The following is a 26,138-nucleotide window of genomic DNA, read 5'->3' on the forward strand; positions in this document are numbered from 1 at the left end:
CGGAATGGAAGAGTCTAAGTCTGTTTTTCGCTAATATTTTGCTCGAACCCCGTCAGCGAAGGCCCCGCCATGACCCGCATTCTGCATCGGAGCCTGGCGAATACGCCCCCGGCCGCCGTCTCCGCCAAGGGCGCGACCATCACCGACAGCGACGGCAAGGTCTATATCGACGCCTCCTCCGGCGCGGCAGTTTCCTGCCTCGGGCACAACCATCCCGAGGTGCTGGCGGCGATGCGGGCGCAGATGGAGAAGGTCGCTTACGCCCATACCAGCTTCTTCACCACCGACGTTGCCGAGGAATTGGCGGACGATCTCGTCGCCCATGCGCCCGCCGGCATCAGCCATGTCTATTTCGTCAGCGGCGGCTCGGAGGCGGTCGAGGCGGCGCTGAAGATGGCGAGGCAATATTTCGTCGAGACCGGCGAGCCGGAGCGGCGCTTCTTCATCGGCCGCAGGCAGAGCTATCACGGCAATACGCTCGGCGCGCTGGCGGTCGGCGGCAATGAATGGCGCAGGAAGCAATTCGCCCCGCTGCTGATCGAGACGCACCATGTCTCGGCCTCGTACGATTATCGCGGCCGCGCGCCCGGCGAGACGCCGGAGGCTTATGGCGAGCGGCTGGCGGCGGAGCTGGAGGCCAAGATCGCCGAGCTGGGGCCGAAAAATGTCATCGGCTTCATCGCCGAGACCGTCGGCGGCGCGACATCGGGGGCGCTGACGCCGGCGCCCGGCTATTTCGCCCGCATCCGCGAGATTTGCGACCGGCACGGCATATTGCTGATCCTCGACGAAGTGATGTGCGGCATGGGCCGGACCGGCACGCTGCACGCCTGCGAGCAGGAAGGCATCGCGCCGGACCTAATGACCATCGCGAAGGGGCTCGGCGGCGGCTTCGCCGCGATGGGGGCGACTTTGGTGTCGCGCAAGGTGATGGAGGCTTTTCTCGGCGGCTCGAAGCTGTTCCAGCATGGGCATACCTATCTGGGGCATCCGGTCGCCTGCGCCGCGGCGCTCGAAGTGCAGAAGATCATCCGGCGCGACAGGCTTTTGGACAATGTCCGCTGGACCGGCGGCGTGCTGTCGGAGCGATTGCAGGAGCGTTTTGGCAACCACCATCATATTGGCGATATCAGGGGGCGCGGCCTGTTCCAGGCCATCGAACTGGTCGCGGACCGGGCGACGAAAGCGCCGTTCGATCCGGGCTTGCGGCTGCACGCCAAGATCAAATCGGAAGCGATGGCGCGCGGCCTGATGGTCTACCCGATGGGCGGCACCATCGACGGCGTCCGCGGCGACCACGTGCTGATCGCCCCGCCTTTCATCGGCGATGACATGCTGATGGGCACCATCGTCGAGCGGCTGGGGGAGGCAGTCGACGCGGCGCTGTCAGGCCGCGATCATGGCCTCACTTGACAGGGGATTCAGAAGTCCGGCCACGAAGGCGTCGATGGCCTCGACATCGTCTGGCAGCTTCAGGTTCATCGACGTGCCGTTGCGTATCGTATCCAGCGTTTCGATGCGGCCTGAGGCGTCCGCCCGGATAAGCCGCGCCGGGGTCTTGGGTGTGGCGACGGCAATGCCGGTTGCGCGAAGCGCGTCGGTCCAATCGCCCAGCACACCGAATTCATCGGCGAACTTCAAGGCAACGCCGCTGCTGCGGGCACGCTGCAGCAAGGCGGTCGCAGTGGAAGGCAGATCACGGATGATTTTTGGATGAACTCTCAACTGCGTCGATCGCCCCGTTACCAGGAGCGGCGAAACGATGACCTGTTTGACTGAGCGTTCGGCCGCGAAATCGATGATATCGCAAATCGTCTGCCGATTTTGCGGCATGAGCGTCGTGGCGATGATCAGCCCGTCTCGCAAAATCTGCGAATGCATGACGGCCTCGATGCCGGCCTGTATGCGGGTAAATGCTCCCTCGCGCCGCCTGATTAAATCGTGCCCCGGACCAATAGCGTCCAAACTTACAAGTATCTTCAAATTATCAAATTGTTCGAGATCTAGAACATATCTTTCAAGATCATATCCGTTTGTGATCAAAGCGGTCGGAACTTTTGCCTTTGTCGCCCTGGCCAAGAATGCCTGGGTATAGGGCCAAGCTTTTGGCTGCAGCGGCTCGTCGCCAACGATCGCGGCACCGCCTAAAACGCCCGCCCGGGACACGCTATCCAGCAACCCGGTCAGGTGACGAGGTGTGAGCGTGGACGTTTCACTCCGCTCATCTCTTTGATTAACAAAGCAAAAAGGGCAATCCAGAGTGCATCCGCCGGGTAGCACGGCCGTAACGATAACCCCGCTCGGGGGGCAGTAATCATAGCTTGATAAGAAAGCTGTTAGAGCTGCTGCACCCATGCTAATCCCCGTCGTATTCATTTTTAATGAAGGTTAAACGCGCGCTGGCTGGGAAGAGCCAAGAATTCTTCGAAGGTCAATACTTTCCAGCCTGAAAGGGTTCCAGGCGACTCTCCAGCGGCAGATAACAATTTTTTTACAGGCTCGTCAAGGCCGGGAATTAACGAGCGTAAAGGTAGAAGCGGGTAACGTGCTGCAATCCACTTGCCTTCTTCTCGCCGCTCTGGAATACAGGTCAAGTAATACGTAATAGTTCCACCGTCAGAGGTGGCAGCCAAAAATTGATAGTCTTTCGCACCATGTATTCTCATTTGCTTGTGGATATACTTGTCCATCTGCAAAGCGGCAAGCCTGGCTGGGGATTGCGCCGGCAGGGAATCCGCCAAACGCGTCGGCATGATGAGATCCTCGGGCACCCTATAACCGGACGCGTCAAGTTCTTCGCGGCCCTCGGTTTTTACCAGGAATTTTACGGCATCAGAAAATTCCGCGCGCCCGATTTCCGGGTTGTTGCGAGCCAGCCGCTCGAAGGCGGCACGGTAGATGGCCTCACCGGTTGCCCGTTGGCGCGATCTGGCGTCGAGATAGGATAGTGCGAATGGCCTCATTAAATAGACGAAGCGGGGCCGTTTCTCCATGTTCCTGTGGCGAATAAACAATTCGAGCATGGAGAAGGAACTGAAGAAATGTTCTTCATCCCAACTATGGGCATGCGCCGTATCGACGGGGAAAAGAATGTCATGGCCTTTTTCGGCGTAATGGCGGCAGACCGCCTCCGAGGAATAGCCTGGCGCCGGAAGTATCGATATTTGATCTTGAGGCCTGCCATTAAAGCTGAAGATCTTGTCTAGAATATTCTCGCGGCACTTTTGGAATTGATCGCAATGCAGGGCGCAGCTCGCCGGACGCGTTTCCTCCCTGCGCAAGAGCGGGCAGACGCACAGCGTCTTGTCCATGTCATCTGTCCAATTCTCGAGCATCACCGTGAGTAAGGCCTGGGCTTTCCTGCGGTCGATCTGAGTCGTGCCGTTGATCCAGTTACGGAACGTCTTTTCGGCGATTGTGGTATGCCGATCCGCGTAGGCTCTCTCGAAAATACTCTTGTAACGGGCATCACCGCTTTGCCGGGATCGCTGGCGCCATACCAGTTGAAGGTCATGCAGCAGCGCGCCCGGAAACAGATCGTAGCGCGACGGCAACTCACCGGCGTTCTGTGCGAGATTTCGCATGATCTGCTCTAAATATGCGGCGCGACGTGATCTCGCCTCGGCAGGCGAAACCAGGTTCTCGTCCTGGTCAAAAGAATCGAATGGCACGGAAACTTGTCCGTCTATCACATATTACGAAACGCGCAATATGTCATTTTACGCGTCATGGGGCAAGGTCCATGGGTACCGGCCATGGCCGGTACTGGCCGCCAATGGCCGCCATTGGCCAGCTTTGCGCCGCTCAGGAGAAGCCTAGCCGTCCCCTCCCTGCCGCGACCGGCGCATTGCCGCTCTGCCTTTGCTGCCAGTTACGTCCACCCTACTATTATTATTACGATAAAACCGGATCGAGTGAGATCCGGAACGTGTTGCGGCCGCATAGTGAACCCGTGTGGCCAAGGATGGAGGAAATGGAAACGTCCAATTTCTTCAAGATATTTGGAATTCTGGGCGGACTTTGCACAATCGGCGCATTTTTACTGGAACTGAATCAGTATTTAGGGCAGACGAAGTCGCAGGAAAGCGTTGTTATTTCCCAAGTCACTTGCGACTGGACGCTTTATATCCCTGCCGTTACCCGTATCCGTAAGGAAACAGAGAAGCCGTCCAGCCGCTATTCGTGGCTCGGGGCTGATCCAAATTTCACATATTATTACGACTACCAAACAGACGATGTGATTTGCACCTTGCAGCGCAAACCGCTGACGCCGCAAGTTCACCCGTCCCGCTCGCAGGCCCCTGCCCGGCCACGCCAAGCGGATCGCAATCGGCAGGTCATCGTCTCTGGGTTACTTGCAATCATCCTGTTCTCGGCGATCGGCTTGAAGATCATCGGCATGATTCGGCGGGGAAGAGGCGGCGGGAAATAGCGCCCCGGCCGCCCGTCCGAGGCCTACTGACAAGCCGCCCGCATCCCTTGCGCGACGCCGGTCTCGTTCGCCGCGATCAGCAGGGCGCATTTCTCCGCCGTGTCGGCCGTGCCGTAATAGCGGGTGGTGCCCTGGGCGGCGGTGTCGTCCTTGGTGACTTTCAGCCCGGCGGCGGTGAAACAGGCCTCGGCACGCTTCACCATCGTCCCGATCAGAGCCAGCGCCGAGGCATTGCCCTCGGGCGCCTGGAAGGTGCAATCCGTATCGGACGGGCATTCGGCGCGCAGCGCGCTGCTCGAGGCATATTCCTTGCGCAGATCGGCAACACAGGCGGCCGGCGCGGCTTGCGCCATGACGCCCCCGGCGCCGAGCACCGCAGCCAGTGCGAAAGCGGCCGCCGCGCGGCCTGGATGCTTGAAAGGCGTGGCTGAAATCTTCACCGCATCTCCTCCTTGCCCGGCTCCCGCGCCGGGCGGTCTTGCTGTTGGATCAAGCGCCCCTGGCCGCAAAAGTTCCCCGGCACACGGCGCTTCCCGCAGGCGGACCAGCCTAGTTCAGGCTCCGGGCGGCATAGGGGCTGTCGAGGGAGAATGCCGGGATCATTACGTCAAAGGTCTCGCCGTCCTCGGCCTCCATCGTGTACCAGCCATGCATGATGCCGGACGGCGTGCGCAAAGGTGCGCCGCTTGTATAGCGGAAGCTCTCGCCCGGCTCGAGCGTCGGCTGCTCGCCGACCACGCCGGCGCCGCGCACCTCCTGCACCCGGCCGGCGGCGTCGGTGATGCGCCAGTAGCGCGACAGAAGCTGAACCCGGCTTTTGCCGTTATTGGTGATCTCGACCATATAGGCCCAGAAATAATGGTCGCGCAGGGGCGCGGAATCGTCCTCGAGAAAGCTCGGGACGACGCTGACCGTAATATCGTGCGTCGTGGCTTCGTAAGTCACCGGCCGTCTCCCGCCCCCGCAAGTCGCGCCTCAGACGGCGGCGCGGAAGGCTTGCTCCAGATCGCCCACCAGATCGGCGGCGTCCTCCAGGCCGACCGACAGGCGAAGCATGTTGTCGCCAATACCCATAGCGCCGCGCACCTCCGGCGTGAAGCGCTGATGTGTGGTTGTCGCCGGATGCGAGATCAGGCTTTTGGCATCGCCCAGATTGTTGGAGATTTTGATGATCTTCAGCGCATCGACGATGCGGAAGGCGGTCTGCTTGTCGCCCTTGACCGAGAAGGTCAGCAGCGTGCCGCCCGAGGCCATCTGCCTTGCCGCCAGTTCGCGCTGGGGGAAATCCTCGCGGCCAGGGTAAAGCACGCTCTCGATCTGCGGCCATTCCGCCATCGCATCGGCGAGCTTGGCCGCCGTGGCCGCCATGCGCTCGACCCGAAGGGGAAGCGTTTCCAGGCCCTTCAGCAGCACCCAGGCGTTGAACGGGCTGAGCGAGGGGCCGGTCTGGCGCAGATAGACCTTGAGGTAATCGTTAAGGAACTGCTCCGAGCACAGCACGACGCCGCCGAGACATCGCCCCTGGCCGTCAATGTGCTTGGTCGCGGAATAGACGACGATATCGGCGCCGAGCGTCAGCGGCTTTTGCAGGATGGGCGTGGCGAAGACATTGTCGATGATGAACAGCGCGCCGCAATCCTTGGCGATCGCCGAGACGGCGGCGATGTCGACCAGCTCCAGCGTCGGATTGGCCGGCGTCTCGCAGAAGAAGGCGCGGGTGTTGGGCCGGACCGCGGCGCGCCAGGCGCCCAGATCACGGCCATCGACCAGCGTGCAGGAGACGCCGAAGCGCGGCAGCAATTCCTCGATCACATAGCGGCAGGAGCCGAACAGCACCTGGCTTGCAACGACATGATCGCCCGCCTTCATATAGGCGAAGAAGGCCGCCGTCACCGCCGCCATGCCCGAGGCGGTCGAGCGCGCCACTTCCGACCCTTCGAGCAGGGCCATGCGCGTCTCGAACATGGTCAGCGTCGGGTTGGAATAGCGGGTATAGATGTAGCCTTCCTGGTCGCCCTTGAAGCGAAGTTCGGCATCGTGCGCGGTTTCGTAGACGAAGCCGGAATTCAGGAACAGCGCCTCGGAGGTCTCCCCGAAGGGGGTGCGGAGCGTGCCGCCATGCACCAGGGCGGTCGCCTGACCCCAGGATTTTTCGGGAGAATCGTCGCTATGCTGAGCCATGTGCTTGTCCTTCAATGCATAAACCGGCCTTGAACGCCGGGTCGGACAAGTCTCGACGCGGCCATTTAGCGAGTTATTTTACGTGGCTGCAAGCCGGCCGGCCAAATCACCACGGGTTGAAGTGGATTAAACAGGCACGGGGCTTGGCGTCAAGGCCCGTATGGGTATGATGCGCCACATGGAGAGACAGGACGAGATGAGCCGCGATGAAGGCGAGACAGGCGGCAACGCGCCGCAGATGCCGGACGGGCTGCTGCCGGCGCAGGCACTGCGCGGCCTGATCGCGGCCGGGCATATTTCCGCGCGCGAGCCGATTTCGGCGGGACAGGTTCAGCCGGCCAGCCTCGATTTGCGGCTCGGCGATGTCGCCTACCGGGTGCGCGCCAGTTTTCTGCCGACGGCGCGGATGAGCGTCGAGGCCAAGCTGTCCGCCTTCGGCCTGCACGAGATCAGCCTCGCGGGCGGCGCGGTGCTGGAAACGGGCTGCGTCTATGTCGTGCCGCTGCAGGAGCGGCTGTCGCTGCCTTCCGGCATTTCCGCCGCCGCCAATCCGAAGAGCTCGACCGGGCGGCTCGACGTGTTCACCCGGATCATCACCAGCACCGGGCCAGCCTTCGACCAGATCCCGGCGGGCTATGACGGGCCGCTCTATGCCGAGATTTGCCCGCAGACGTTCCCCGTGCTGGTCCGGCCCGGCACCATGCTGGCGCAGATCCGCTTCCGGCGCGGCGAGGCCGAGAACACCGACGCGCAGCTCGCCCAGCTCCACCGCGAGCAGCGGCTGATTTCCGGCGACACCGCCGATATCGCCGATGGCATCGCGCTGTCGGTCGACCTGTCGGGGGAGAGCGGCAGCGGCATTATCGGCTACCGGGCCAAGCGCCATACCGGCGTCGTCGACATGGACCTGCCGGGCGGCTTTCCCACCGAGGAGTTTTGGGAGCCGATCCATTCGCTGAAGGACCGGCGGCTGATCCTCGACCCGGACCAGTTCTACATCCTCGCCTCCAAGGAAGCGGTGCACGTGCCGCCGACCCACGCGGCGGAAATGGTGCCGTTCAACCCGCTGGTCGGCGAATTCCGGGTGCATTATGCCGGCTTCCTCGACCCCGGCTTCGGCCATGAGGCGGCGGGCGGCGCGGGCAGCCGGGTGGTGCTCGAGGTGCGCAGCCACAAGGTGCCGTTCATCCTCGAGGACGGGCAGATCGTCGGCCGGGTGATCTATGAGCAGCTCACCGAAATCCCCGACCAGATCTACGGCATGGGCATCGGCTCCAATTATCAGGCGCAAGGGCTGAAGCTTTCAAAGCATTTCCGCGACTGATGGGCCCGGTCGTACCGCTTTCGGCATTGGACAAGCCCGAGGAGGCCCTGGCCGGGATCGAGGCGATCTTCTTCGCCAGTGCCCTGACGCAGGACTTCGCCTCGGACGAGGCCAGGGCGAATTTCCGCGAATTGTGGCTGGGCCGGTATTTGCGGCATTTCCCGGCGGCGTGTTTCGTGGCGCTCGATCCGGCGGGCGCGGTCGCCGGATATCTCACCGGCGCGCCGGCGAGCAACGAGCCGCCGCTGCTGGGACCGGATTATTACGATGCCCTGCCCGCCGCGCTGATCGCGGCCTTTCCGGCGCATGTGCATGTGAATGTGCGCGGACATTGGCGCGGACGCGGCGTCGGCGCGGCGCTGGTCGAGGCGTTCCGGGCGCATTGCCGGGCGCGCGGGATTTCGGGTCTGCACGCGGTGACGGGCGCGGACACAAGGGCCGCGGCGTTTTTCAGCCGCTGCGGGCTGACGGAGCAGGCGCAGACGACATGGCGCGGAAGGCGGCTGGTGTTTTTGGGTGAAGAGCTCTCGGGCTAATTCTCAGCGCCCGACACACGCTCGGACGTAATCCCCGCGAAAGCGGGGACCCAGTACTCCGCAGCATTCGCGTTCGACTCAGAGATCTACCAACCATGCTGCCCTTCACTGGGTCCCCGCTCTCGCGGGGATGACGAAAAGGGTTCGGCCCCTAGCAAGCCCCGGCATGATCCTTGGCGACTCTGCTTCCCCGCCGCTCGCAATCATTGCCGTAGGTCTTGCCGTCGCAGCCGCAGACGGGGGCATATTCGCGCGTGCACATTTGCGGAATTTCGACGCAAGTGCCGGAAATATCCGCGCCCCGGCACAGGCCCGGCATCGGGTCGCAGTACAAGCCCTCGCGGCACTGAAACCCGGCAATGCCGCCGCACATCTCGCCGACGCCTGCCATCCGCCGCCCCTGCGCCTCGGCTGCGCCGCTCAGCGCCGCGAGCAGGAGGCCGGCGGCTACCGCAAGCTCACTCCGGCAGCGGAACGCCGGTCTCGCCGAAGGCCTTGGCTTGCCGGGCCGCAACCTCGTCCAGGTTGAAATCGTGAATGGTCTCGTTGAAAAGCTCATAAAAATTCATTTCCGCGTCGAGATGCAAAAACACGCCGCCGAGGCCGATCGCGGCGCGGTCCATGAAGACGAATTCGCGCGGCACCTTGACCGGGCCTTTCTCCTTCAGCCCCTTATGCACCAGAAACGCCTCGCGCCGTCCATATTGGCTCGGCGAGACGCCCTCGGCGATGCGGCGGGTGCGGTTATCCAATAGCGGGCCGTAGATGAACTTTGCCCAAAGGTTGAGGACGTCGATCAATTCGTTGGAGAGGCCGCGGAAGCCCCAGGTCTCGTAGGCGTGCACGATCAGGGCGCGGTCGTCGCGCAAGATGCCGTGATAGAGGTCGATGACGCCGCCGACGAAGCGCGGGGCAAAGGTGCGCACGCAGCCATAATCGAGCAAATTGATACCGGCGGCGCGGCCGTCCTCCTCGAAGATGCTGTAATTGCCCAGATGCGGGTCGCCGTGGATGACGCCGAAATGGCTGAACGGGTGCCACCAGGCGCGGAACATGGCGCGGGTGATCTGATTGCGCTCCTCCTGGCCGCGCGTCTTGTAGTCGAGCAGCCGGCCGCCTTCGAGCCAGTCCATGGTGAGCAGGCGCTTGGTCGACAGCTCCGGACGGATGCCGGGCACGCGGATCAGGGCGTCCTTGTCGAAAATCTGGCCGTAGAGCGACATGTGCCGGCCTTCGAGTTCGTAGTCCAGCTCCTCGCGCAGGCGGGCCGAGATCTCCGCCGCGATTTCCGAGGTGTCGATGGCAGGGTCCATGCGCTTGTGGATGGCGAGGACGAAGCCGAGCTGGTTGAGGTCGGCCTCGACGGCGGACTGCATGTCGGGATATTGCAGCTTGCAGGCCAGTTCCGCGCCGTCCGGCGCCCTGGCCTTATGCACCTGCCCGAGCGAGGCCGACGCGGCGGCTTCGCGCGAGAACTCGATGAAGCGGCTTTCCCAATCCGGGCCGAGTTCCGCCGCCATGCGCCGCTTGACGAAGACCCAGCCCATGGGCGGGGCGTGCATCTGCAGCTTGGCCAGTTCCTCGGCATATTCGGGCGGCAATGCATCGGGGATGGTGGAAAGGAGCTGCGCCACCTTCATCAGCGGCCCCTTGAGGCCGCCGAGCGCGCTCGCCAGGGCGGTCGCGTTCTTCTCCCGGTCGAGCGCAAGGCCGAGCACATAGCGCGTCGCCATCCCCGCCGCCACGCCCCCGACATTGGTGCCGACCTGCGCATAGCGCTGCAGGCGACGGCTCAGGCGGTTGGCTTCGTCGTCGCGCGGGGGGATGTTGTCGGTCATGGGTGGGTCAGCTCAGCCTCGGTTCATGCCGGAGATGGGGTTTTTCCCGCGCCGTTCCAAGCGGCAGCTTGGGGTGCCGCACCGCGCCGGACGAATAGCCGCGTGAGCACAGCCAACACATGGCCCCTCCCGTCGTCCCGGACACCGCGAAGCGGTGAGCCGGGACCCAATGGCTGATCCGCGATCGCTGCGGCAAGAGGATATGCGAGTGGGCCCCGGCTCTGACGGCCGGGGCGACGGATGAGAGGTCTTCGGAATTCGCAAAGATCTCTCGCGGGAAGGCTCCCGCGCAAGGCGAGAGTGACGGGCTGCGCGAAGCACAGCCGGACACCCCTCAGACAGCCGGCTCATCGTCGAAGGCCTCGAGCTCGTCGATCAGCCGCTCGACGACGCCGAGGCCCATCGCCCAGAAGCCGGGGTCGGTGGCGTCGAGGCCGAAGGGGGCCAATAGCTCCTTGTGGTGCTTGGTGCCACCCGCGCGCAGCATGTCGAGATAGCGCTCCTGAAAACCCTCGGCGCTTTTTTCGTAGACGGCATAGAGCGAGTTCACCAGGCAATCGCCGAAGGCATAGGCGTAGACATAGAAGGGCGAGTGGATAAAATGCGGCACATAGGTCCAATAGACCTCATAGCCCTCGCCGAGCCGTACCGCCGGCCCAAGGCTCTCGCCCTGCACCTCCAGCCAGATCTCGCCGAGCCGGTCTGCCGTCAGCTCGCCGTTCAGACGCTCGGTGTGCAATCGCCGCTCGAATTCGTAGAAGGCGATCTGGCGCACCACCGTGTTGATCTTGTCCTCGGCCTTCTGGGCGAGCAGCGCCTTCTTCTCGCGGCGGTCGGTGGTCTTGGCGAGGATCGACTGGAAGGTCAGCATCTCGCCGAAGACGCTCGCGGTCTCGGCCAGGGTCAATGGCGTATAGGCCATCAGCGGACCCTGCCCGTTGGCGAGCACCTGATGCACGCCGTGGCCGAGTTCATGGGCGAGCGTCATCACGTCGCGCGGCTTGCCCATGTAATTCATCATGACATAAGGATGCGCGCTCGGCACGGTCGGATGGGCGAAGGCGCCGGGCGCCTTGCCGGGACGGACGGGCGCGTCGATCCAGCGCTTGTCGAAGAATTTCTGCGCGATGCCGGCCATGTCGGGCGAGAACCGGGCATAGGCCGAGAGCACGGTGTCGCGCGCCTCGTCCCAGGAGATGGTCCGCTCGCTCTCCAGGCTGATCGGGGCGTTGCGGTCCCAGAATTCCAAATGCTCCTTGCCGAGCCAGCGGGCCTTCATCGCGTAATAGCGATGCGAAATGCGCGGATAGTTTTCGCGCACCGCGGTTAACAGCGCGTCAACCACCTCCGGCTCGACGTTGTTGGCGAGGTGGCGCGCGGCGGCGATGTCCTTGAAGCCGCGCCAGCGATGCGAAATCTCGCGGTCCTTCGACAAGATATTGGTAATCAGCGTGAACAGCGGCAGATTGGCCTTGAAAACGGAGGTCAGCGCGTCGGCGGCCTTATGGCGCTGCGCCTCGTCCGGGCTCATCAGCATGTTCAGCGTAGGCTCGAGCGGCTGGCTCTTGCCGTCGACCTCGAAGCGGAGTGAGGCCATGGTCTCGCTGAACAGGCGGCTCCAGCCGGCGCGGCCGGTCATTTCCTTCTCGTGCAGCAGCCGCTCCAGCTCGTCCGAAAGCTGATAGGGCTTCTCCTTGCGCACCTCTTCCAGCCATGGCCGGTAATGGACGAGCGGGGCTTCATCCATGATCCGCTCGAGCACGCTGTCGTCGATGCGGTTGATTTCCAGGCTCAGGAACAACAGCTTGGCGCCGATGGTGGTCAGCTTTTCCTGGATGTCGCCGAAGAATTTGGCCCGCGCGGGGTCGTCGACCTTGGTGACGTAGTTCAGATAGGCGAAGGAGCCGATACGGCCGAGCGTGTCCTGCAGCCGCTCGAAATCCTGCAGGCAGGCGAACAGGTTCTTGGCGCCGTCCTTGGCCGCCAATTCGGACAGCTTGCCCTGGTAGCGCGTGGCGAATGCGTCGGCCTCGGCGACGCCCTTTTCCAGATCGCGCTTCAATTCCGGCGAGTCCGTGCCCGGATAGAGATCGGCCAGATTCCAGCCCGGCATTTCGCTCGCGGCGGGCGCCGTTGCGCCTGCCGCCAGATCCTGGGCGGTGTTGCGGAAAAGATCGGAAAATCGGGAAAAAGGGCTCATGCCAGACCCGCTCTTTCTGGTTGTGACGCGCTTGGGCCTACCATGAGCATTCCGTCCGGCAAAGTCAAAGCGCCTTCGACCGGCTTCCACGGCGATGCACCGGAGGGAGGCGGAATAGGCCCCCGGCAACCATTTTTGCCTGCTTATGGAACATTCAGGCTGTTTTTACCCTTAGATGTCACAATCTTAAGTTGGTGCCTTGCGATTCTTCGCGAGCCCATGTGACATCGTACCGTCACGTCATATCGAGTACCCTGTGATGACCGACACCGTTCTGATCGTCGCAAACGATCCCGCCGAAAGTCAGAGGCTGGCCGAGACGATTTCCCGGATCGGGCTCGTCCCCCAGACCGTCGCCAAGCCCGCCTCCGTACTGGCCGGAGCGGGCGGCGCCCCGCCGGGCCTCGTCATTCTCGACCTGGATCTGCCGGAAATGGGCGGGTTGGCCCTGCTGGAGCAGATGCGGGATACGCTCGGCGTGCCCATCATCGTGCTGACCTCCGAGGACGGCGTCGAGGCGGCCCATGCCGCACTGGCGGCGGGAGCCGCCGATTTCATCCTGAAGCCGGCTACGCCGGAGCGGGTCGAGGCCTCCGTCCGCAATGCCCTGAAGATCAGCGCGCTGGAAGGCGAGCTTGCCCGGGTCCGCCGCAAGCTGGACGGGCGCCCGGCCTTCGACGATATCGTCGCCGTCTCCGCCGAAATGGTCCGGGCCGTTACGCTCGGCCGCCGCGCCGCCGATCTGGAACTGCCGATCCTGATCGAAGGCGAGCCCGGCACCGGCAAGGAGCTGATCGCGCGCGCCATCCACGCCGCCAGCGCCAGGGCGGACGGCCCGTTCGCGGTGCTGCGCTGCGCCGGCAATGCCAAGCGCCTGGAGGCCAGCGTCGAGGCGGAGGAGGTCGATCAGCTCGACCGCGCCTGGGAAGAGGCCAAGGGCGGCGTGCTGTTCATCGAGGAAATCAGCGAACTGCCCCTCGCCGCGCAGGAAGTCCTGGCCGAGCGCTTCACCTTGCCGGCCAAGGGCGAGGATGGGTCGAACGAAGTCCGCCTGATCGGCAGCAGCAGCAAGAACCTGATCGACCGCGTCAAAAAGGGGCAGTTCCGCGAGGATCTCTATTACCGCATCAACGTCTTCCCGATCTGGCTGCCTCCTTTGCGCGACCGCGGCGAGGATATCGGTCCGCTCGCCAAACATTTCCTCGCCCAGGTGGTCGCCGAGGTCGGCAAGCGCATCGATGAGATCGACGAAACCGCGCTCGTCCTGATGCGCGCCTATGTCTGGCCGGGCAATGTGCGCCAACTCGAAAACGCCATCTTCCGCGGCGTCGTCCTGGCCGACAGCGACCATCTGACCACCCAGGAATTCCCCCAGATCGCCGCGCAGGTCCCCGGTTTCCGGCCGGAAATCCCGGCCGCGCCGGTGATGCCCTCGATGCTGCGCTATGAAGGCCCGGCCATGATCGGCGGGCTGTCCTCCGGCACGCGCGCCATCACGCTCGCCCCGCTCACCAACGGCACCACCGTCGGCATCCCGGCGCTGACCGAGGAGGGCGAAATCCGCCGCCTCGAGGACATCGAGGCCGATCTGATCCGGCTGGCGCTCGGCCATTATCGCGGGCATATCACCGAGGTTGCCCGCCGTCTCGGCATCGGCCGCTCGACGCTCTACCGGAAGATGCGCGAGTTCGGTCTTGAAGTCCGTCACAATTAAGTGACGCACCCCCCGCGAGTCGGGATGCCCTTGCAAAACCGCTTTCGTTTGGCAGAAAATGTCTGCAAATGAAACTGGGTAGGCCGCAAAGCGTTAATGGTAAGCGTGCGGCTAGCTGGGATGAGGGGACTATGTTCGATTTTCGTCTGCCGCCGGCAATTGTGTTTGCCATCCTTGCAATAGGCGGAATGGCGCAGGCGGCCGAGCCCGACGCCCCCGACCATCTCATCAGCCGCATGGACGCCACCGTCATTACGCTGCAGAACCAGCTTGCGGGCACGGCGAAACGTAAGGTCGCGCTCGGCAAGGACGAGCTGAAGGAGCTGGCCGATTATTACCGCGACGGCGTTTCGCGCCTGCTCTGGGTGCGTGAAAAGGGGCTGATCGCCGACAAGGCCGCCGCGCTGCGCACCGTGTTCAAGCGTGCCGACGAGTTCGGCCTGGACTCCGCAGACTATGCCGTCGTCGACGGCTCGACCTTCGCCGGCTATCGCGGCTATCCGGCCGAATGGCTCGCCGATGCGGAGCTTCGGATGAGCACCGCCGCCGTCACCTACGCCACCCAAGCCCAGGCCGGCCGTGTCGCGCCGACCTCGATCGACCCCGAATTTCTCGACCTCAGCCCGGTCAAGCCGAACCCCAAGGCGGTGCTGACGGGCATTGCCGAATCCGGCAAATCGCTCGCGGCCAATCTGGAGAGCTACCACCCGACGCATGAGCAGTTCGGCCTGCTGAAGGCCAAGCTGGCGGAAGCCAGAGCCGCTGTCGGCGGCGGCGCCAGGGCCGTCAGGCTGCCCGACGGCCCCTCGCTCGGGCCGAACACCTATCACCCGCAAGTGGCCATTCTGCGCGAGCGCTTCGGCCTGCCGGTTCCGGCGAGCGCGCCGAAGGGCAATCCGTCGAACTATTATGACGATGCGCTGGCGGAAGCCGTGCGCGTGTTCCAGGAATCCAAGGGCCTGAAGGGCGACGGCGTCATCGGCAAGACCACCCGCGACGCGCTCAACGAAGGCACCATCGCCGTCAGCGTGAAAGCCATCATCGCCAATATGGAGCGCTGGCGCTGGGCGCCGCGCAATCTGGGCGAGCGCTATGTCTTCATCAACATCCCAGAATTCATGTTCCGCGTGGTGAACAAGGGCAAGGTCACCTATTCCGAGCGCATCGTCGCCGGCTCGCCGAAGCACATGACGCCAATCTTCTCCGACGAGATGGAAACGGTCGTGTTCAATCCCTATTGGCACGTGCCGAAATCGATCATCGTCAAGGAGATCATCCCGCAGATGCAGACCAATCCGGGCTATCTCGACCGCCAGAACATCGAGGTGATCTGGCTCGGCCAGCGCACCGTCGATCCCTATATGGTCGACTGGCAGGCGGTGAACCCGGACAAGCTGGCCCTGCGGCAGGTGCCCGGGCCCGGCAATGCGCTCGGCCAGGTCAAGTTCCTGTTCCCGAACCGGCATTCGGTCTACATGCACGACACGCCGACCAAGAACCTGTTCGACCAGCCGGTGCGCGCGTATAGCCATGGCTGCATGCGCGTGCGCAACCCGCTCGAATTCGCCAAGGTGCTGCTGGGCTGGAACGATGACCGCGTCCGGCGCACGCTCGACAGCGCCACCGACGAGCATGTGAAGCTCGACAAGAAGCTGCCGGTGCATGTGTCCTATTTCACCGCCTGGGTCGATCCCGCTGACGGCAAGCTGCATGGCTTTCGCGACGTCTATGGTCACGATGCCAGCGTGCGCGTGGCGCTGAAACTCGACTCGCCGAAGGTGCTGGCGTCGAAGCGTGACGATTTCGAGGCCGGAGAGCGCGGTTTGCAGAATTAGCGGCGGCCGCTCCGGATCTGGACGGCGGCTGAATTGCGGCAGCGGTGATAAACCCTGCCGCAGGACGCAAAAAACCCCTTTGACGACATAGGTTTTTCCACAGCTTGTTCATTTCGGGGGTTGCCATCTTTTGCCCCCATTTCCACAGATACTGTTTTTTAACCACAGGCCGACGAAAATCGAGCCGCGAACGGTGCGGTTAGGTTGATGCGGTGTATGTGGTGCTTTTTGGGTACAGAGGGATCGGACAAAGCCTTACGTCCGGTCATGAGGGGATTTTGGGCAAACTTCCAATCGGCCTTGGGCTGAGACGGCACGCTGTCGCGGCCTTTGCACTATTGACCTCGACGCTTGTCGCGGCTTTGACCACCGGCGCGTCGGCCGAGGACCGCGAGATCGCGTTCTATAATATCCACACCAAGGAAAACATCTCGGTCGTCTACAAGCGCGACGGCAAGTTCGTGCCGGAAGCCTTGCAGAAGCTCAACAGTTTCATGCGCGACTGGCGCCGCAACATCACCATCAAGATGGACCCGGAGCTGATCGACCTGATCTGGGAAATCCATCAGGAGCTTGGCTCGAAAAAGCCGGTCAGCCTGATTTGCGGCCACCGCTCCGAGGCCACCAACGAGGGCCTGCGCCGGACGCGCGGCGGACAGGCCAAGCACAGCATGCACATCCTCGGCAAAGCCGCCGACATCCAGTTTCCCGACGTATCCGCCAAGCAGCTCCGCAATTCCGCTTTGATCCGCGAGCGCGGCGGCGTCGGCTATTATCCGACCTCGGCCATCCCCTTCGTGCATGTCGACACCGGCCGCGTGCGGCATTGGCCGCGCATCCCGCGCCAGGAGCTTGCGCTGCTCTTCCCCTCGGGCAAGTCGCAGCATGTTCCGGCGGACGGACGCCCGATCACCAAGCGCGATTTCCAGATCGCCCTCGCCAATCTGCAGGAACGCGGCGGCGAATTGCCGATCGGCGTGCAGCGGGTTATGAATGGCGGCAAGCTGCCGCAACGCCCGATCCTGGCGAGCTATGCGCCGCCGGTCCCGGCCGCCGCTCCGGCGCCGCTCACGGTTGCCGCCGTCGCGCCGGCGGGCGAGCCGAAGAAGCCGGAAATGGTCTTCGCCAGCCTGACGCCGTCCTTCGGCGGCCTCGGCGGCAAGCCGGCGCCGCGTGAGGAGCCGCGCACGGTGCTGCAGGCGCGCACCCAGCAGACCGCCGCCCGCGCCGATGAGGATTTCAGCCGCGAATTCCTGCGGGGCGCCCCCGGCGAGACGGCAAGCGCGCCGTCCAACCTCGTCCCCGAAGACCAGATGGCCGCCGCGCCCGACTATGACGACGATCATCCGGACGAGCTGGATTACCAGCCCTTCCCGATCCTGCCCTTCATGTCGGATACGCCGATCGCATCGATGGACATGACCACGGGCGAGGCCTCCGCCGAGCTGACGCTGGCCAAGGTGCATGTGATGTTCACGGAATCGCGGGAGATGCTGCACGCGCAGTTCCAGCCGGGGCTGCAATATGCCCAGATGTACTGGGCGCAGCGCTTCCGGGGCACGGCGGTGAATACGGAGCTTCGCCGCGTCGCCCGCGACGACGGACCTGCCGAGCCGGTCAAGACCGCGCAGAACAATACGCAGCAGTCCGCCCGCAAATAAAACGCGCCCCGGCCGGATGGCCGGGCGCTCCCTAGATTCTACTGGCTGTCCAGACCGGCGATCATGCCGAGCGCATGCATATAGGTGGCGAGCAGCGCTTCCTGTTCCATGCGCTCATTGTCGGGCTGCTTGCGCATCCGCACGATGGCGCGGATGGCCTTGACGTCGAAGCCGGACGATTTGGCCTCGGCATAGACCTCGCGAATGTCCTCGCTCAGCGCGGCCTTCTCTTCCTCGAGGCGCTCGATGCGCTCGACGAAGGCGCGCAGGTGATCTTTCGCGCTGCCGGCGAGGCTCTGGTCGGGCGCTGACTCTTCAAGGACATCGGATATGGCCATTGGCATCTCCCCAAGCATTGAACATGACGCCGATTCGGCGGTTCGAGACTGGGGGCGAGGCTAAGAGCCAATCGGCTCCGCCTCAAGCCGGCCTGGGGTTTTATCCCTGTGGTGCAATTGCTTGCGGAAAAGAGGGATAAATCGCTGGGAGCGGGCGCTCAGTGATTCTTGCCGCCCGCCACCGCCTCGAAGCGCCCGAGCTGGGCCGGGGTGGCCTCAGGCTGGCTCAGCGCCTTCCATTCCTCATAGGGCATGCCGTAGACCATCTCGCGGGCGGCATCCTTCGACAGCTCGATGCCCTTTTCCAGCGCCGCTTCCTGATACCAGTTGGCGAGGCAGTTGCGGCAGAAGCCGGCCAGATTCATCAGGTCGATATTCTGCGCGTCGGGCCGCCCCTGCAGATGGGCGACGAGCCGGCGGAAGGCAGCCGCTTCCAGCTCGGTCTGGGTCCTGGGGTCGATTTGCGCATTGTCCATGCCATGCTCTCCTGCGGCCGGCGCCGCGCCGGGGGCGCGATCGGACCGCGAACCATAATAGCGGATTGCATGGAATGTGGCATCTGCCCGCGAATTGGCAAGGATGCGGGAAAGGATGGCGCTCAGCTTCTCGGCCCACTCGGCCTGCCCGGCTTCGTCCCGGATCAGGTCCTGGCGGACTTCGATCAGCGCATTGGCGAGCCCCCGCATCGTCCCGTGCTGGTACATGCAGTCGCCGCGCAGGGCGCCCGCATAGGGCTCGTTGTCGCCGACGACCAGCGACGGGTCCCCACGCAGACCGTTCAGCAGCGGAATGGCGAGCCGCGGATCCCGGTCCCAGAGCACGCCGGCATGCCAGGGACGCATCCAGCCGCGCCAGTTCTCTGTAAAACTGTGCACCGAGAAGATCACCGGCGGCTTGCCGGCCTCGATCATTGCGTCAATCAGCGCGTCGACGGCCCGGTGATAGGGACGGTAGAAGCTGTCCAGACGCTTTTCCCGCTCGGCCTGACTTATGCCTGCATTGCCGGGCACGATGGCGCCGTCGGAAATCTTCATGATCAGCGTCGGATCGTCCTCGCCGCGATTGGGGTCGATCAGCAGGCGCGAATAGCGCGTCATCACCGCCGGCGCACCCAGCATACGCGACATCAGCCGGGTTATCCCCGCCGCGCCCGGATCATAGGCGATATGCCTTTGAAGCTGCGCGGGCGCAACGCCCAGCGAGTCGTAGCCCGGCGGGAAGGAATTATCGGCATGATCGCAGAGCAGCAGAACGCCACTGGCCAGCGACCCTTGCAAAATAGTATATGGAGCATCGGCGGGAAGGGATGCCGCCGTGCCGCTCTTTGGCACCGTGTGAAGCATGAGGCTAGTATATAGAGATGCAGGTGAACGGCGCCTAGGTCGCGGTGTCACGTTTCCTGCGGATTTTCAAGGACGTTGGCTTTTTTGCACACGTAACCTTTTGGGTGGTTTAAAACTGCGCGAAAAGCCACATCGGGAGCACATGACACAGGCCGAGCACCGCAAGATTCTGATGTCGCTTTTCGATGCGGCCGTCGCGGCGGCGCAGCCAGCAATATGCCTGCCGCCGCATTTTCCGCCCACGCCGCAATCGGGCCGCCTGATCGTGATCGCCTGCGGCAAGGCCGGGGCATCGATGGCCCGCGCCGCCGAGACGCATTACGCCGAGGCGATCGCCGCCGGGCGCTTCACGGGATTGTGCGTGACGCGCAAGGGTTATGCGCAGCCGCTCGCGGCCTTCGAGCTGATGGAAGCCTCGCATCCCGTTCCGGACGACACCAGCGCGGCGGCCGCTTTGCGCGCGCTGGAACTGGCCGGAGAGGCGGGCGAAGGCGATCTGGTGCTGGCGCTGATTTCGGGAGGCGCTTCGGCGCTCTGGGCCGCGCCCGCCGAGGGCATCAGCCTCGCCGACAAGCAGGATTTGACGCGGGCGCTCTTGAAGGCCGGTGCGCCGATCGGGGCCATCAATTGCGTGCGCAAGCATCTGTCACGCATCAAGGGCGGACGGCTGGCGCGGGCGGCGATGCCGGCCCGGCTGGTGACGCTGGCCATATCCGACGTGCCGGGCGATGCGCCCGACACCATCGGCTCCGGCCCGACGGTGCCCGACAGCGCCACGCTCGCCGATGCGCGCGACATGCTCGCCAAATATAACGTGCGCCCTGCCCCGGCCATCGAGGCCGCGCTCGGCAATCCCGCGAACGAGACCCCCAAGCCCGGCGACGCCAGCTTCGCGGGAGCCGAATTCATCCTCACCGCCGCGCCGAAACATTCCTTGCGCGCCGCCGCCGATAAGGTCGCGGCGCTCGGCTACGAGCCTATACTGCTCGGCGATGCGCTGGAGGGCGAGGCGCGCGACGTCGCCCGCGACCATGCCGCCCTCGCGCTCGAGGCCAAGGCGAAAAGCCGACGCGTCGCCATCCTCTCGGGCGGCGAATTGACGGTGACCATCCAGGGTAACGGCAGAGGTGGCCCAAATCAGGAATACGCTCTGGCCCTCGCCATCGCGCTTGGCGGCGCGACCGGAATCCATGCGCTCGCGGCCGATACGGACGGCAGCGACGGCGGCTCTGGCAAGGCGGACGACCCCGCCGGTGCGATCATCGGTCCGGAAACGCTCGCGCGCGCCGCGAATAACGGGCACAATCCCGCGATATTTTTGATAAATAACGATTCCACGGGATTCTTCGAGATGTTAGACGACCTTATCCTGTGCGGGCCGACGCTCACCAACGTGAACGATTTGCGCGCCATCCTCGTTGACCCCGCGTGACGCGCGTTAACAAGACAACAACCATCCGTCAAACTCTTGGAATTGAGATGAAGAGACACAATTTCGGCCGCATCGTCCTGTTTCTCGGCTTCTTTGCTGCCTCGATCCTCGGTCTCGCCTTCCCTGCCTCAGCCGACCTGAAATTGTGCAATACCACGTCGAGCCGCGTCGGTGTCGCCATCGGCTACAAGGATGAACAGGGCTGGGTCAGCGAAGGCTGGTGGAATGTGGCGTCGCAAACCTGCGAGGTGCTGCTGAAGGGGACGCTGGTCGCGCGCTACTACTATATTCACGCGCTGGATTACGATCGCGGCGGCGAATGGGGCGGCAAGGCCTTCATGTGTACGGGCGACAAGGCGTTCACGATCCGGGGCGTACAGGACTGCCCGTCGCGCAATGCCAAGCGCTCGGGATTTTTCGAAGTCGATACGAATGAAGAAAAAGACTGGACCGTGCGGTTGACCGATCCGGGTGATGGAGGAGCTGCGACGCAATGAGACGAAACCGGCGTGTCAAGATTATCGCGACTTTAGGGCCTGCCTCGTCGACCCCTGAGATGATGAAGCGGCTGTTCGAGGCCGGCGCGGACGTGTTCCGCATCAATATGAGCCACGCCTCGCATGAGGATCTGCGCGACCGCTATGAGGCGATCCGCGCCATCGAGCGCGAGGTCGGGTCCCCGATCGGCATTCTCTGCGATCTGCAGGGGCCCAAATTTCGGGTCGGCCTGTTCGAGGAGCAGATCATCCTCCCCGCCGGCGCCTATTTCAATTTCGACCACAATGATGCTCCGGGCGATGCCTCGCGGGTCTACCTGCCGCATCCGGAAATTTTCGAGGGCGTCGAGCCCGGCCACCAGCTTCTGCTGAATGACGGCAAGCTGCGCTTCGTCGTCCGCAGCAAGACCGCGCGGCGCATCGAGACCGAAGTGCTGGTCGGCGGCGCGCTGTCCAGCCGCAAGGGCGTCAGCCTGCCCGACACGGTGCTGCCGGTCAGCCCGCTGACCCCCATCGACCGCGAAAATCTGGAATATGGCTGCCAGCTCGGCGTCGACTGGATCGCGCTCTCCTTCGTGCAGCGCGCCGAGGACGTGATCGAGGCCAAGCAGCTCATCAAGGGCCGCGCGGGCGTCCTGTCCAAGATCGAGAAGCCGGCCGCCGTGCACGACATCGAGCGCATCGTCGCCGAATCCGACGCCATCATGGTGGCGCGCGGCGATCTCGGCGTCGAGATGCCGCTGGAGAAAGTGCCGGGCGTGCAGAAGCGGCTGACCCGCCTCGCCCGCCGCCAGGGCAAGCCGGTGGTGATCGCGACACAAATGCTGGAATCGATGATTTCCGCGCCGGTGCCGACCCGCGCCGAGGTTTCCGACGTCGCCACCGCGGTGTTCGAGGGCGCCGACGCCATCATGCTGTCCGCCGAGTCCGCCGCCGGGCAGTTCCCCTACGAGGCCGTGGCGACGATGAACAGCATCGCCATCGAGGTCGAGCAGGACCCGCTCTATGACGGCATCATCAACAGCCAGCGCCCGGAGCCGGACCATTCCGCCGCCGGCGCCATGAGCGCCGCCGCCTGCTCCATCGCCGAGGACGCGCGGCTCGTCGCCATCATCTGCTATACCTCGACGGGAGCCACGGCGCTCCGCGTCGCCCGGCAGCGCCCGCGCCAGCCGATCCTCGCCCTGTCGACCAGCGAGGCCACCTCGCGCCGCCTCGCCATGGCCTGGGGCATGCACTGCGTGCTGACGGAAGACCCGCATTCGGTCGCCGACATGGTGACGCGGGCCTGCCGCCTCGCAGCGGTCGAGGGCATGGCGAAGCTTGGCGACAAGCTGATCGTTTCGGCGGGCCTCCCCTTCGGCACCCCCGGCGCGACGAACATGCTGCGCGTGGTGCGCATCGAGGCGAACGCCATGCGGGCGGCGCAGAACGCTCATGCGGGGCATGGGAAGTAAGAGGGTGGAGTAGGGGGCGGTAGCGTTTGGAGCGGTCTTGCACTGACCCCACCAAATCAGGCGGGCCGCAGCGCCCCCTCCGTCGTCCCGGACACCGCGAAGCGGTGAGCCGGGACCCAATCCCGCATCCGCGTGCACTGCGGCAAGAGGAGAGGCGAGTGGGCCCCGGCTCTGACAGCCGGGGCGACGGGTAAGGTCTCAGAATTCGAAGAAGTCTCGGAAGGTCCCGCGTGAGGCATTGCCGGGGTTAGGCGTTCGTCGCCTCTCAGCCGAGCCCCCTCCACAAAGGACGCGAACGAGATCGAGCTTTTGAACAGAGAGCCGAACGCCGCGACGCCTTAAAGCCCCTGCCCTTCGACCTCGCGGGAGAGTTCTTCTTCGGCCTGTTTCGCCGACTTCAGGTGCGGGTTGATCTCCAGCGCCCTGCGCGTCGCGCGGAGCGCGGCGTCGTTGCTGCCGGTCTCGCGCAGGATGATGCCAAGGCCCTCGATGGCCTTGAAATGCCGCGGCTCGAGCGCCAGCACCTGGCGCAATTGGCGCATCGCCTGCTTGTAATCTTCCTGCAGGAAATAGATGGTGGCGAGCTGGTTCCAGCCTTCGGTGTAGCGCGGCTCGATCGCCGTCAGCCCCGACAGGATCTGCAAGGCGAGGTCATAATTGCGGTTCTTGACCGCAAGACCGGCGCGCTGCATCAGCAGGTCAGCCGTGTCGCTGCCGGAAGATCCCCAGACCTTCTCGATCGCCGAAACAATCAACTCGGCGCTCTCGTCGCTCTCGGCGGCTTTGAGCTGATCATACAGCGTCGCCAGCAGCTCAGCCCGCGCCTTGCGCAAGGACTGCTTGGGCGCGACGAGCGGCTTCAATGACGGCAGCTCAGCCGGAGGCTGCGGCTCAGCCGCCACCGACGGACCGGCGAACGCGGCAAAGGCTGCGGCAAGCAACGCGGCGCGGAAAGGGAGGCTGCGGCGAAATGATCTCATGCCAATAGTGAAACACAGGACGCGGCGATCTTCAATCGCCGCCTGCATGCGTCACTAACGACAAGGCTCAACCCTGGCGGGCCTTGTAGCGCTTGATGGTCTTGTTGATCACATAGAGGCGGCCGCGGCGGCGGACGACGCGGTTGTCGCGGTGACGCTTCCTCAAGGACTTGATCGAATTTTTAATCTTCATGATCTTCTCGAAATGCTCAGCCCGCGCGCGGTGGAGTCAACCGGCCACCGGCGGAAAAGCATCTCCCCATGTGTTGGAAAACTGCTGGCGCGACACTAGTAAGGCGCGCCAGCCTTGTCAACTCGAGGCTCACGAAATCGGGGCTTTCCGATGCGGAAAAGCCCCGATCCTCAGGACGGATTACCGGCCGGCGAGCGCGCTCAGCCGCTCCTTGGCCTCGCGCTGGCCGAGTTGCGCGGCGACCGTGTACCACTCGCGCGCCTTCTCGGGATCGGCCTTCAGGCCGAGGGTGTTCATCGAGCGCAGATAGGCCGGATCGAAGGTCTGCGCCAGCGCCAGGGCGGCCCTGCCGCTGCCCTTCTTGGCGATGTGCTCGAACAGCAGGCGGGCGCTCGACACATCGCCCGTCGAGAGCAGGCGGGCGCCGCGCTCCAGCATGGTGGCTTCCGCATCGGGCGAGATCTGCAGCTTGGTGGCCGTCGAACCGGGACTCGGAGCGGCCGGCGCGGGCCGTGCGAGCGAAGGCTGCTGCAGGCGCTCGGGCTCGACCTGACGCGGCAGGCGCGGCTCGGCTTCCGGGGGCGCGGAGGTGAGGATACGCGAGGTCGGAACCGGGTCGCGCGGAATGCTGGCGACGGTCTCCTCGGCCTGCGGCGCCGGGATGCCGGCGCCTTCGCTGAGACGCACGTTGACGAGACGGCTCTCGACCGGCGTGTTGCGGCCCTTGACCAGCAGCACTTCCAACTTGAACGCGCCCTCATAGCCGGGCGGCGAAACCAGCGCCAGCTTCTGCACGTCGCGGAGCGACACCGCCCAGGAATCCTTCAGCCGGAAACCGGCGGACAGGCTGAGATTGTCGGGCAGGCCCCGGAACATCAGGAAGGAATATTCCTCGGAATCGCCGAGAGTGATGACGATCCGCACCGGGATCGGCGCGCCGGAAATACCGGAAATATTGTCGATCGCAAGACCCGGCGCCTCCTGCGAGGCGATCCGCACCAGGTTCGGCTCATCGGCCGAGACCTGACGCTCCATGCCGGACGGCGTAATGGCGGCGACCGGGGTGGTGCCGGCCTGGGCCGCCTGGGCAAGCGCCGCATGGGACACGTCCGCGCCCTGATATTGCGCCGCGTGGCGCTGGTCGGCGTCGGCCGAACCGCCATGGCCGCCGCCATGGTTGACGATGGCGGTCAGCGCGGCGGTGGCTCCCACGGCCACGGCGCAGACCACGGCGACCGTGGCGCCGCCGGACAGGCGCGGCTTGCCTTCGCGGGCGCTGGAGAAAAGCTGCTGATGCTCCATGAGGGCGTTGGCCGGGTCGAGCGGCGCGCCGAGCGGTGCCGGAGCGCGCGAGCCGACGATCATGCGGCCGGCGGGACGGACCACGCGGCCGTCATGCATCTTGTGCAAAGGCAGCGTGTCGGCGGTCTCCACCGGCATCCCCATATCGCTGCTATTCACCCGCGCCACCCGCTCCGAAAGGCGCTGCGGCATCGAACCGGCCCCGAACGGCAATTCTGGTTGACGCCCGTTCTGATCATCATCCGCCATGTGTTCCCACTCCCACGAGAAGACAGCGCATTGGCTGCCACGCCACGGCAGGTTTTGCGCGCACATCCCAGGGATACGCATCGCAGATCTTGCCGGCTCTTCGCCCCATTGCCCGTACCATCCACTACCCCGTCTGGGACTAGCGTCTGGCCCTAAAAGCTTCCAAAATGCCCTGCCGGAAAGCCCGTATCGAAACATTGCCACATCAGCACGGGACTATTCCAGTGTCTTTTGCATCTGTTTTGCGCAAGTTTGAAGATTTTCGGAGCAAAACCGATGGCCAATTCAACAGCGCCTCCGCGGGAGCGCCTGGCAATGCCATCAAATGAGGCTTGCCGGAGACCCATGGGACAGTCTTCATTGGCTGGGCAAACATAGGCCGCAAAAAAGGCAAGAATTCGGTGGGTGCTGACAATTCCGTTGAGTTTTGGAAAAGAAATGCCCGCCGGAAACACCATGTTTCTGGACGCCGCGCGATCGATTTTCTCAGATTCGCCTAGCCCAATCAATGCGTTCGGCGCGCGATTGGTTTAGCCGGACATTTCCGGCGAATCGCGGGTGAATGCATTGGCAAGAAAATTCGGCCCGCATCCGCTGGGCCTCGAAGCGGGCTGAATCCGCTCGAA

Annotated in this window: 24 protein-coding genes and 1 riboswitch; of the genes, 10 read left to right on the forward strand and 14 right to left on the reverse strand. The window is 64.1% G+C overall.

The annotated features are described in order from the left end of the window. The first annotated feature begins 69 nt into the window (after nucleotides 1-69). Entirely contained in the window at nucleotides 70-1,413 is a 1,344-nt protein-coding gene (locus BLEFHOIH_RS19255; RefSeq protein WP_088347650.1) for an aspartate aminotransferase family protein, read from the forward strand. On the opposite strand, the gene BLEFHOIH_RS19260 is transcribed toward BLEFHOIH_RS19255, so the two are convergent. Further along, nucleotides 1,387-2,355 (reverse strand): radical SAM protein, encoded by a 969-nt coding sequence (locus BLEFHOIH_RS19260; RefSeq protein ID WP_170937267.1) that lies wholly within the window; start codon nucleotides 2,353-2,355, stop codon nucleotides 1,387-1,389. The genes BLEFHOIH_RS19255 and BLEFHOIH_RS19260 overlap by 27 nt on opposite strands. A gap of 23 nt (nucleotides 2,356-2,378) precedes the next feature. Continuing rightward, nucleotides 2,379-3,671 carry a hypothetical protein gene (locus BLEFHOIH_RS19265; RefSeq protein ID WP_088347652.1) on the reverse strand — a complete coding sequence of 431 codons (1,293 nt, stop codon included), beginning with the start codon at nucleotides 3,669-3,671 and terminating at the stop codon, nucleotides 2,379-2,381. 302 nt (nucleotides 3,672-3,973) lie between these two features. Here BLEFHOIH_RS19265 and BLEFHOIH_RS19270 point away from each other — a divergent pair, with 302 nt between their 5' ends. Then, nucleotides 3,974-4,432, forward strand: coding sequence for a hypothetical protein (locus tag BLEFHOIH_RS19270; protein ID WP_125461799.1), 459 nt, complete (start codon nucleotides 3,974-3,976; stop codon nucleotides 4,430-4,432). Between the two features lie 23 nt (nucleotides 4,433-4,455). Here the strand turns inward: BLEFHOIH_RS19270 and BLEFHOIH_RS19275 are convergent, their stop codons facing one another. The 3 genes from BLEFHOIH_RS19275 to metZ form a co-directional block, all read right to left on the reverse strand. Next, nucleotides 4,456-4,872, reverse strand: a complete 417-nt coding sequence (locus tag BLEFHOIH_RS19275) for a hypothetical protein (protein ID WP_088347654.1) — start codon at nucleotides 4,870-4,872, stop codon at nucleotides 4,456-4,458. Between the two features lie 109 nt (nucleotides 4,873-4,981). Next, nucleotides 4,982-5,377, reverse strand: a complete 396-nt coding sequence (gene apaG, locus BLEFHOIH_RS19280) for a Co2+/Mg2+ efflux protein ApaG (protein WP_088347655.1) — start codon at nucleotides 5,375-5,377, stop codon at nucleotides 4,982-4,984. Nucleotides 5,378-5,407: 30 nt separating this feature from the next. After that, complete coding sequence (gene metZ / locus BLEFHOIH_RS19285; RefSeq protein ID WP_088347656.1) at nucleotides 5,408-6,613, reverse strand: O-succinylhomoserine sulfhydrylase; 1,206 nt, start codon at nucleotides 6,611-6,613, stop codon at nucleotides 5,408-5,410. Nucleotides 6,614-6,658: 45 nt separating this feature from the next. Further along, a riboswitch (SAM riboswitch) is annotated at nucleotides 6,659-6,736 on the reverse strand. 115 nt (nucleotides 6,737-6,851) lie between these two features. Between metZ and BLEFHOIH_RS19290 the strand changes: the two genes are divergently transcribed. Together BLEFHOIH_RS19290 and BLEFHOIH_RS19295 are read left to right on the forward strand one after the other, a co-directional pair. Further along, nucleotides 6,852-7,937, forward strand: coding sequence for a 2'-deoxycytidine 5'-triphosphate deaminase (locus BLEFHOIH_RS19290; protein WP_088347709.1), 1,086 nt, complete (start codon nucleotides 6,852-6,854; stop codon nucleotides 7,935-7,937). Further along, nucleotides 7,937-8,473: a GNAT family N-acetyltransferase gene (locus tag BLEFHOIH_RS19295; RefSeq protein ID WP_088347657.1), complete on the forward strand. Its 537-nt coding sequence runs from the start codon at nucleotides 7,937-7,939 to the stop codon at nucleotides 8,471-8,473. Before BLEFHOIH_RS19290 ends, BLEFHOIH_RS19295 begins: the two co-directional genes overlap by 1 nt. A gap of 151 nt (nucleotides 8,474-8,624) precedes the next feature. Here BLEFHOIH_RS19295 and BLEFHOIH_RS19300 read toward each other — a convergent pair whose 3' ends face one another. The 3 genes from BLEFHOIH_RS19300 to BLEFHOIH_RS19310 form a co-directional block, all read right to left on the reverse strand. After that, complete coding sequence (locus BLEFHOIH_RS19300; RefSeq protein ID WP_088347710.1) at nucleotides 8,625-8,864, reverse strand: Kazal-type serine protease inhibitor family protein; 240 nt, start codon at nucleotides 8,862-8,864, stop codon at nucleotides 8,625-8,627. A gap of 67 nt (nucleotides 8,865-8,931) precedes the next feature. Then, nucleotides 8,932-10,311: an AarF/UbiB family protein gene (locus BLEFHOIH_RS19305; protein WP_088347658.1), complete on the reverse strand. Its 1,380-nt coding sequence runs from the start codon at nucleotides 10,309-10,311 to the stop codon at nucleotides 8,932-8,934. 334 nt (nucleotides 10,312-10,645) lie between these two features. Then, complete coding sequence (locus BLEFHOIH_RS19310; RefSeq protein WP_245297098.1) at nucleotides 10,646-12,424, reverse strand: M3 family oligoendopeptidase; 1,779 nt, start codon at nucleotides 12,422-12,424, stop codon at nucleotides 10,646-10,648. A 346-nt stretch (nucleotides 12,425-12,770) separates the two neighbouring features. Here BLEFHOIH_RS19310 and BLEFHOIH_RS19315 point away from each other — a divergent pair, with 346 nt between their 5' ends. From BLEFHOIH_RS19315 to BLEFHOIH_RS27040, 3 genes are all read left to right on the forward strand, one after another. After that, entirely contained in the window at nucleotides 12,771-14,225 is a 1,455-nt protein-coding gene (locus BLEFHOIH_RS19315) for a sigma-54 dependent transcriptional regulator (protein ID WP_088347660.1), read from the forward strand. Between the two features lie 131 nt (nucleotides 14,226-14,356). Then, nucleotides 14,357-16,060, forward strand: a complete 1,704-nt coding sequence (locus tag BLEFHOIH_RS19320; RefSeq protein WP_170937268.1) for a L,D-transpeptidase family protein — start codon at nucleotides 14,357-14,359, stop codon at nucleotides 16,058-16,060. 278 nt (nucleotides 16,061-16,338) lie between these two features. Further along, nucleotides 16,339-17,721 (forward strand): DUF882 domain-containing protein, encoded by a 1,383-nt coding sequence (locus BLEFHOIH_RS27040; RefSeq protein WP_245297094.1) that lies wholly within the window; start codon nucleotides 16,339-16,341, stop codon nucleotides 17,719-17,721. Nucleotides 17,722-17,759: 38 nt separating this feature from the next. Here BLEFHOIH_RS27040 and BLEFHOIH_RS19330 read toward each other — a convergent pair whose 3' ends face one another. Both BLEFHOIH_RS19330 and BLEFHOIH_RS19335 read right to left on the reverse strand, forming a co-directional pair. Then, nucleotides 17,760-18,059: a DUF2312 domain-containing protein gene (locus BLEFHOIH_RS19330; RefSeq protein ID WP_088347662.1), complete on the reverse strand. Its 300-nt coding sequence runs from the start codon at nucleotides 18,057-18,059 to the stop codon at nucleotides 17,760-17,762. A 158-nt stretch (nucleotides 18,060-18,217) separates the two neighbouring features. Continuing rightward, nucleotides 18,218-19,402: a DUF1244 domain-containing protein gene (locus BLEFHOIH_RS19335; RefSeq protein ID WP_088347663.1), complete on the reverse strand. Its 1,185-nt coding sequence runs from the start codon at nucleotides 19,400-19,402 to the stop codon at nucleotides 18,218-18,220. A 142-nt stretch (nucleotides 19,403-19,544) separates the two neighbouring features. On the opposite strand from BLEFHOIH_RS19335, the gene BLEFHOIH_RS19340 reads away from it, so the two are divergent. The 3 genes from BLEFHOIH_RS19340 to pyk are packed head-to-tail and all read left to right on the forward strand — an operon-like array spanning nucleotide 19,545 to nucleotide 22,788. Beyond that, a complete protein-coding gene (locus BLEFHOIH_RS19340; RefSeq protein ID WP_088347664.1) occupies nucleotides 19,545-20,834 on the forward strand; it encodes a glycerate kinase in 1,290 nt (429 codons plus the stop codon). After that, complete coding sequence (locus tag BLEFHOIH_RS19345; RefSeq protein WP_348626057.1) at nucleotides 20,831-21,331, forward strand: DUF1036 domain-containing protein; 501 nt, start codon at nucleotides 20,831-20,833, stop codon at nucleotides 21,329-21,331. The genes BLEFHOIH_RS19340 and BLEFHOIH_RS19345 overlap by 4 nt, the downstream gene beginning before the upstream one ends. After that, complete coding sequence (gene pyk, locus BLEFHOIH_RS19350) at nucleotides 21,328-22,788, forward strand: pyruvate kinase (protein WP_088347666.1); 1,461 nt, start codon at nucleotides 21,328-21,330, stop codon at nucleotides 22,786-22,788. The genes BLEFHOIH_RS19345 and pyk overlap by 4 nt, the downstream gene beginning before the upstream one ends. Before the next feature lie 338 nt (nucleotides 22,789-23,126). On the opposite strand, the gene BLEFHOIH_RS19355 is transcribed toward pyk, so the two are convergent. The 4 genes from BLEFHOIH_RS19355 to BLEFHOIH_RS26365 all read right to left on the reverse strand — a co-directional run bounded on the left by BLEFHOIH_RS19355 (nucleotide 23,127) and on the right by BLEFHOIH_RS26365 (nucleotide 25,970). Further along, nucleotides 23,127-23,651: a tetratricopeptide repeat protein gene (locus tag BLEFHOIH_RS19355; protein WP_170937269.1), complete on the reverse strand. Its 525-nt coding sequence runs from the start codon at nucleotides 23,649-23,651 to the stop codon at nucleotides 23,127-23,129. 184 nt (nucleotides 23,652-23,835) lie between these two features. After that, nucleotides 23,836-23,961 carry a type B 50S ribosomal protein L36 gene (gene ykgO, locus BLEFHOIH_RS19360; protein ID WP_088347668.1) on the reverse strand — a complete coding sequence of 42 codons (126 nt, stop codon included), beginning with the start codon at nucleotides 23,959-23,961 and terminating at the stop codon, nucleotides 23,836-23,838. Between the two features lie 180 nt (nucleotides 23,962-24,141). Continuing rightward, nucleotides 24,142-25,512, reverse strand: a complete 1,371-nt coding sequence (locus BLEFHOIH_RS19365; protein WP_125461800.1) for a sel1 repeat family protein — start codon at nucleotides 25,510-25,512, stop codon at nucleotides 24,142-24,144. A 152-nt stretch (nucleotides 25,513-25,664) separates the two neighbouring features. After that, entirely contained in the window at nucleotides 25,665-25,970 is a 306-nt protein-coding gene (locus BLEFHOIH_RS26365) for a hypothetical protein (RefSeq protein WP_125461801.1), read from the reverse strand. Nucleotides 25,971-26,138 lie beyond the last annotated feature (168 nt).

The sequence above is a fragment of the Rhodomicrobium sp. R_RK_3 genome (assembly GCF_002198715.1).
Classification (GTDB): domain Bacteria; phylum Pseudomonadota; class Alphaproteobacteria; order Rhizobiales; family Rhodomicrobiaceae; genus R-RK-3.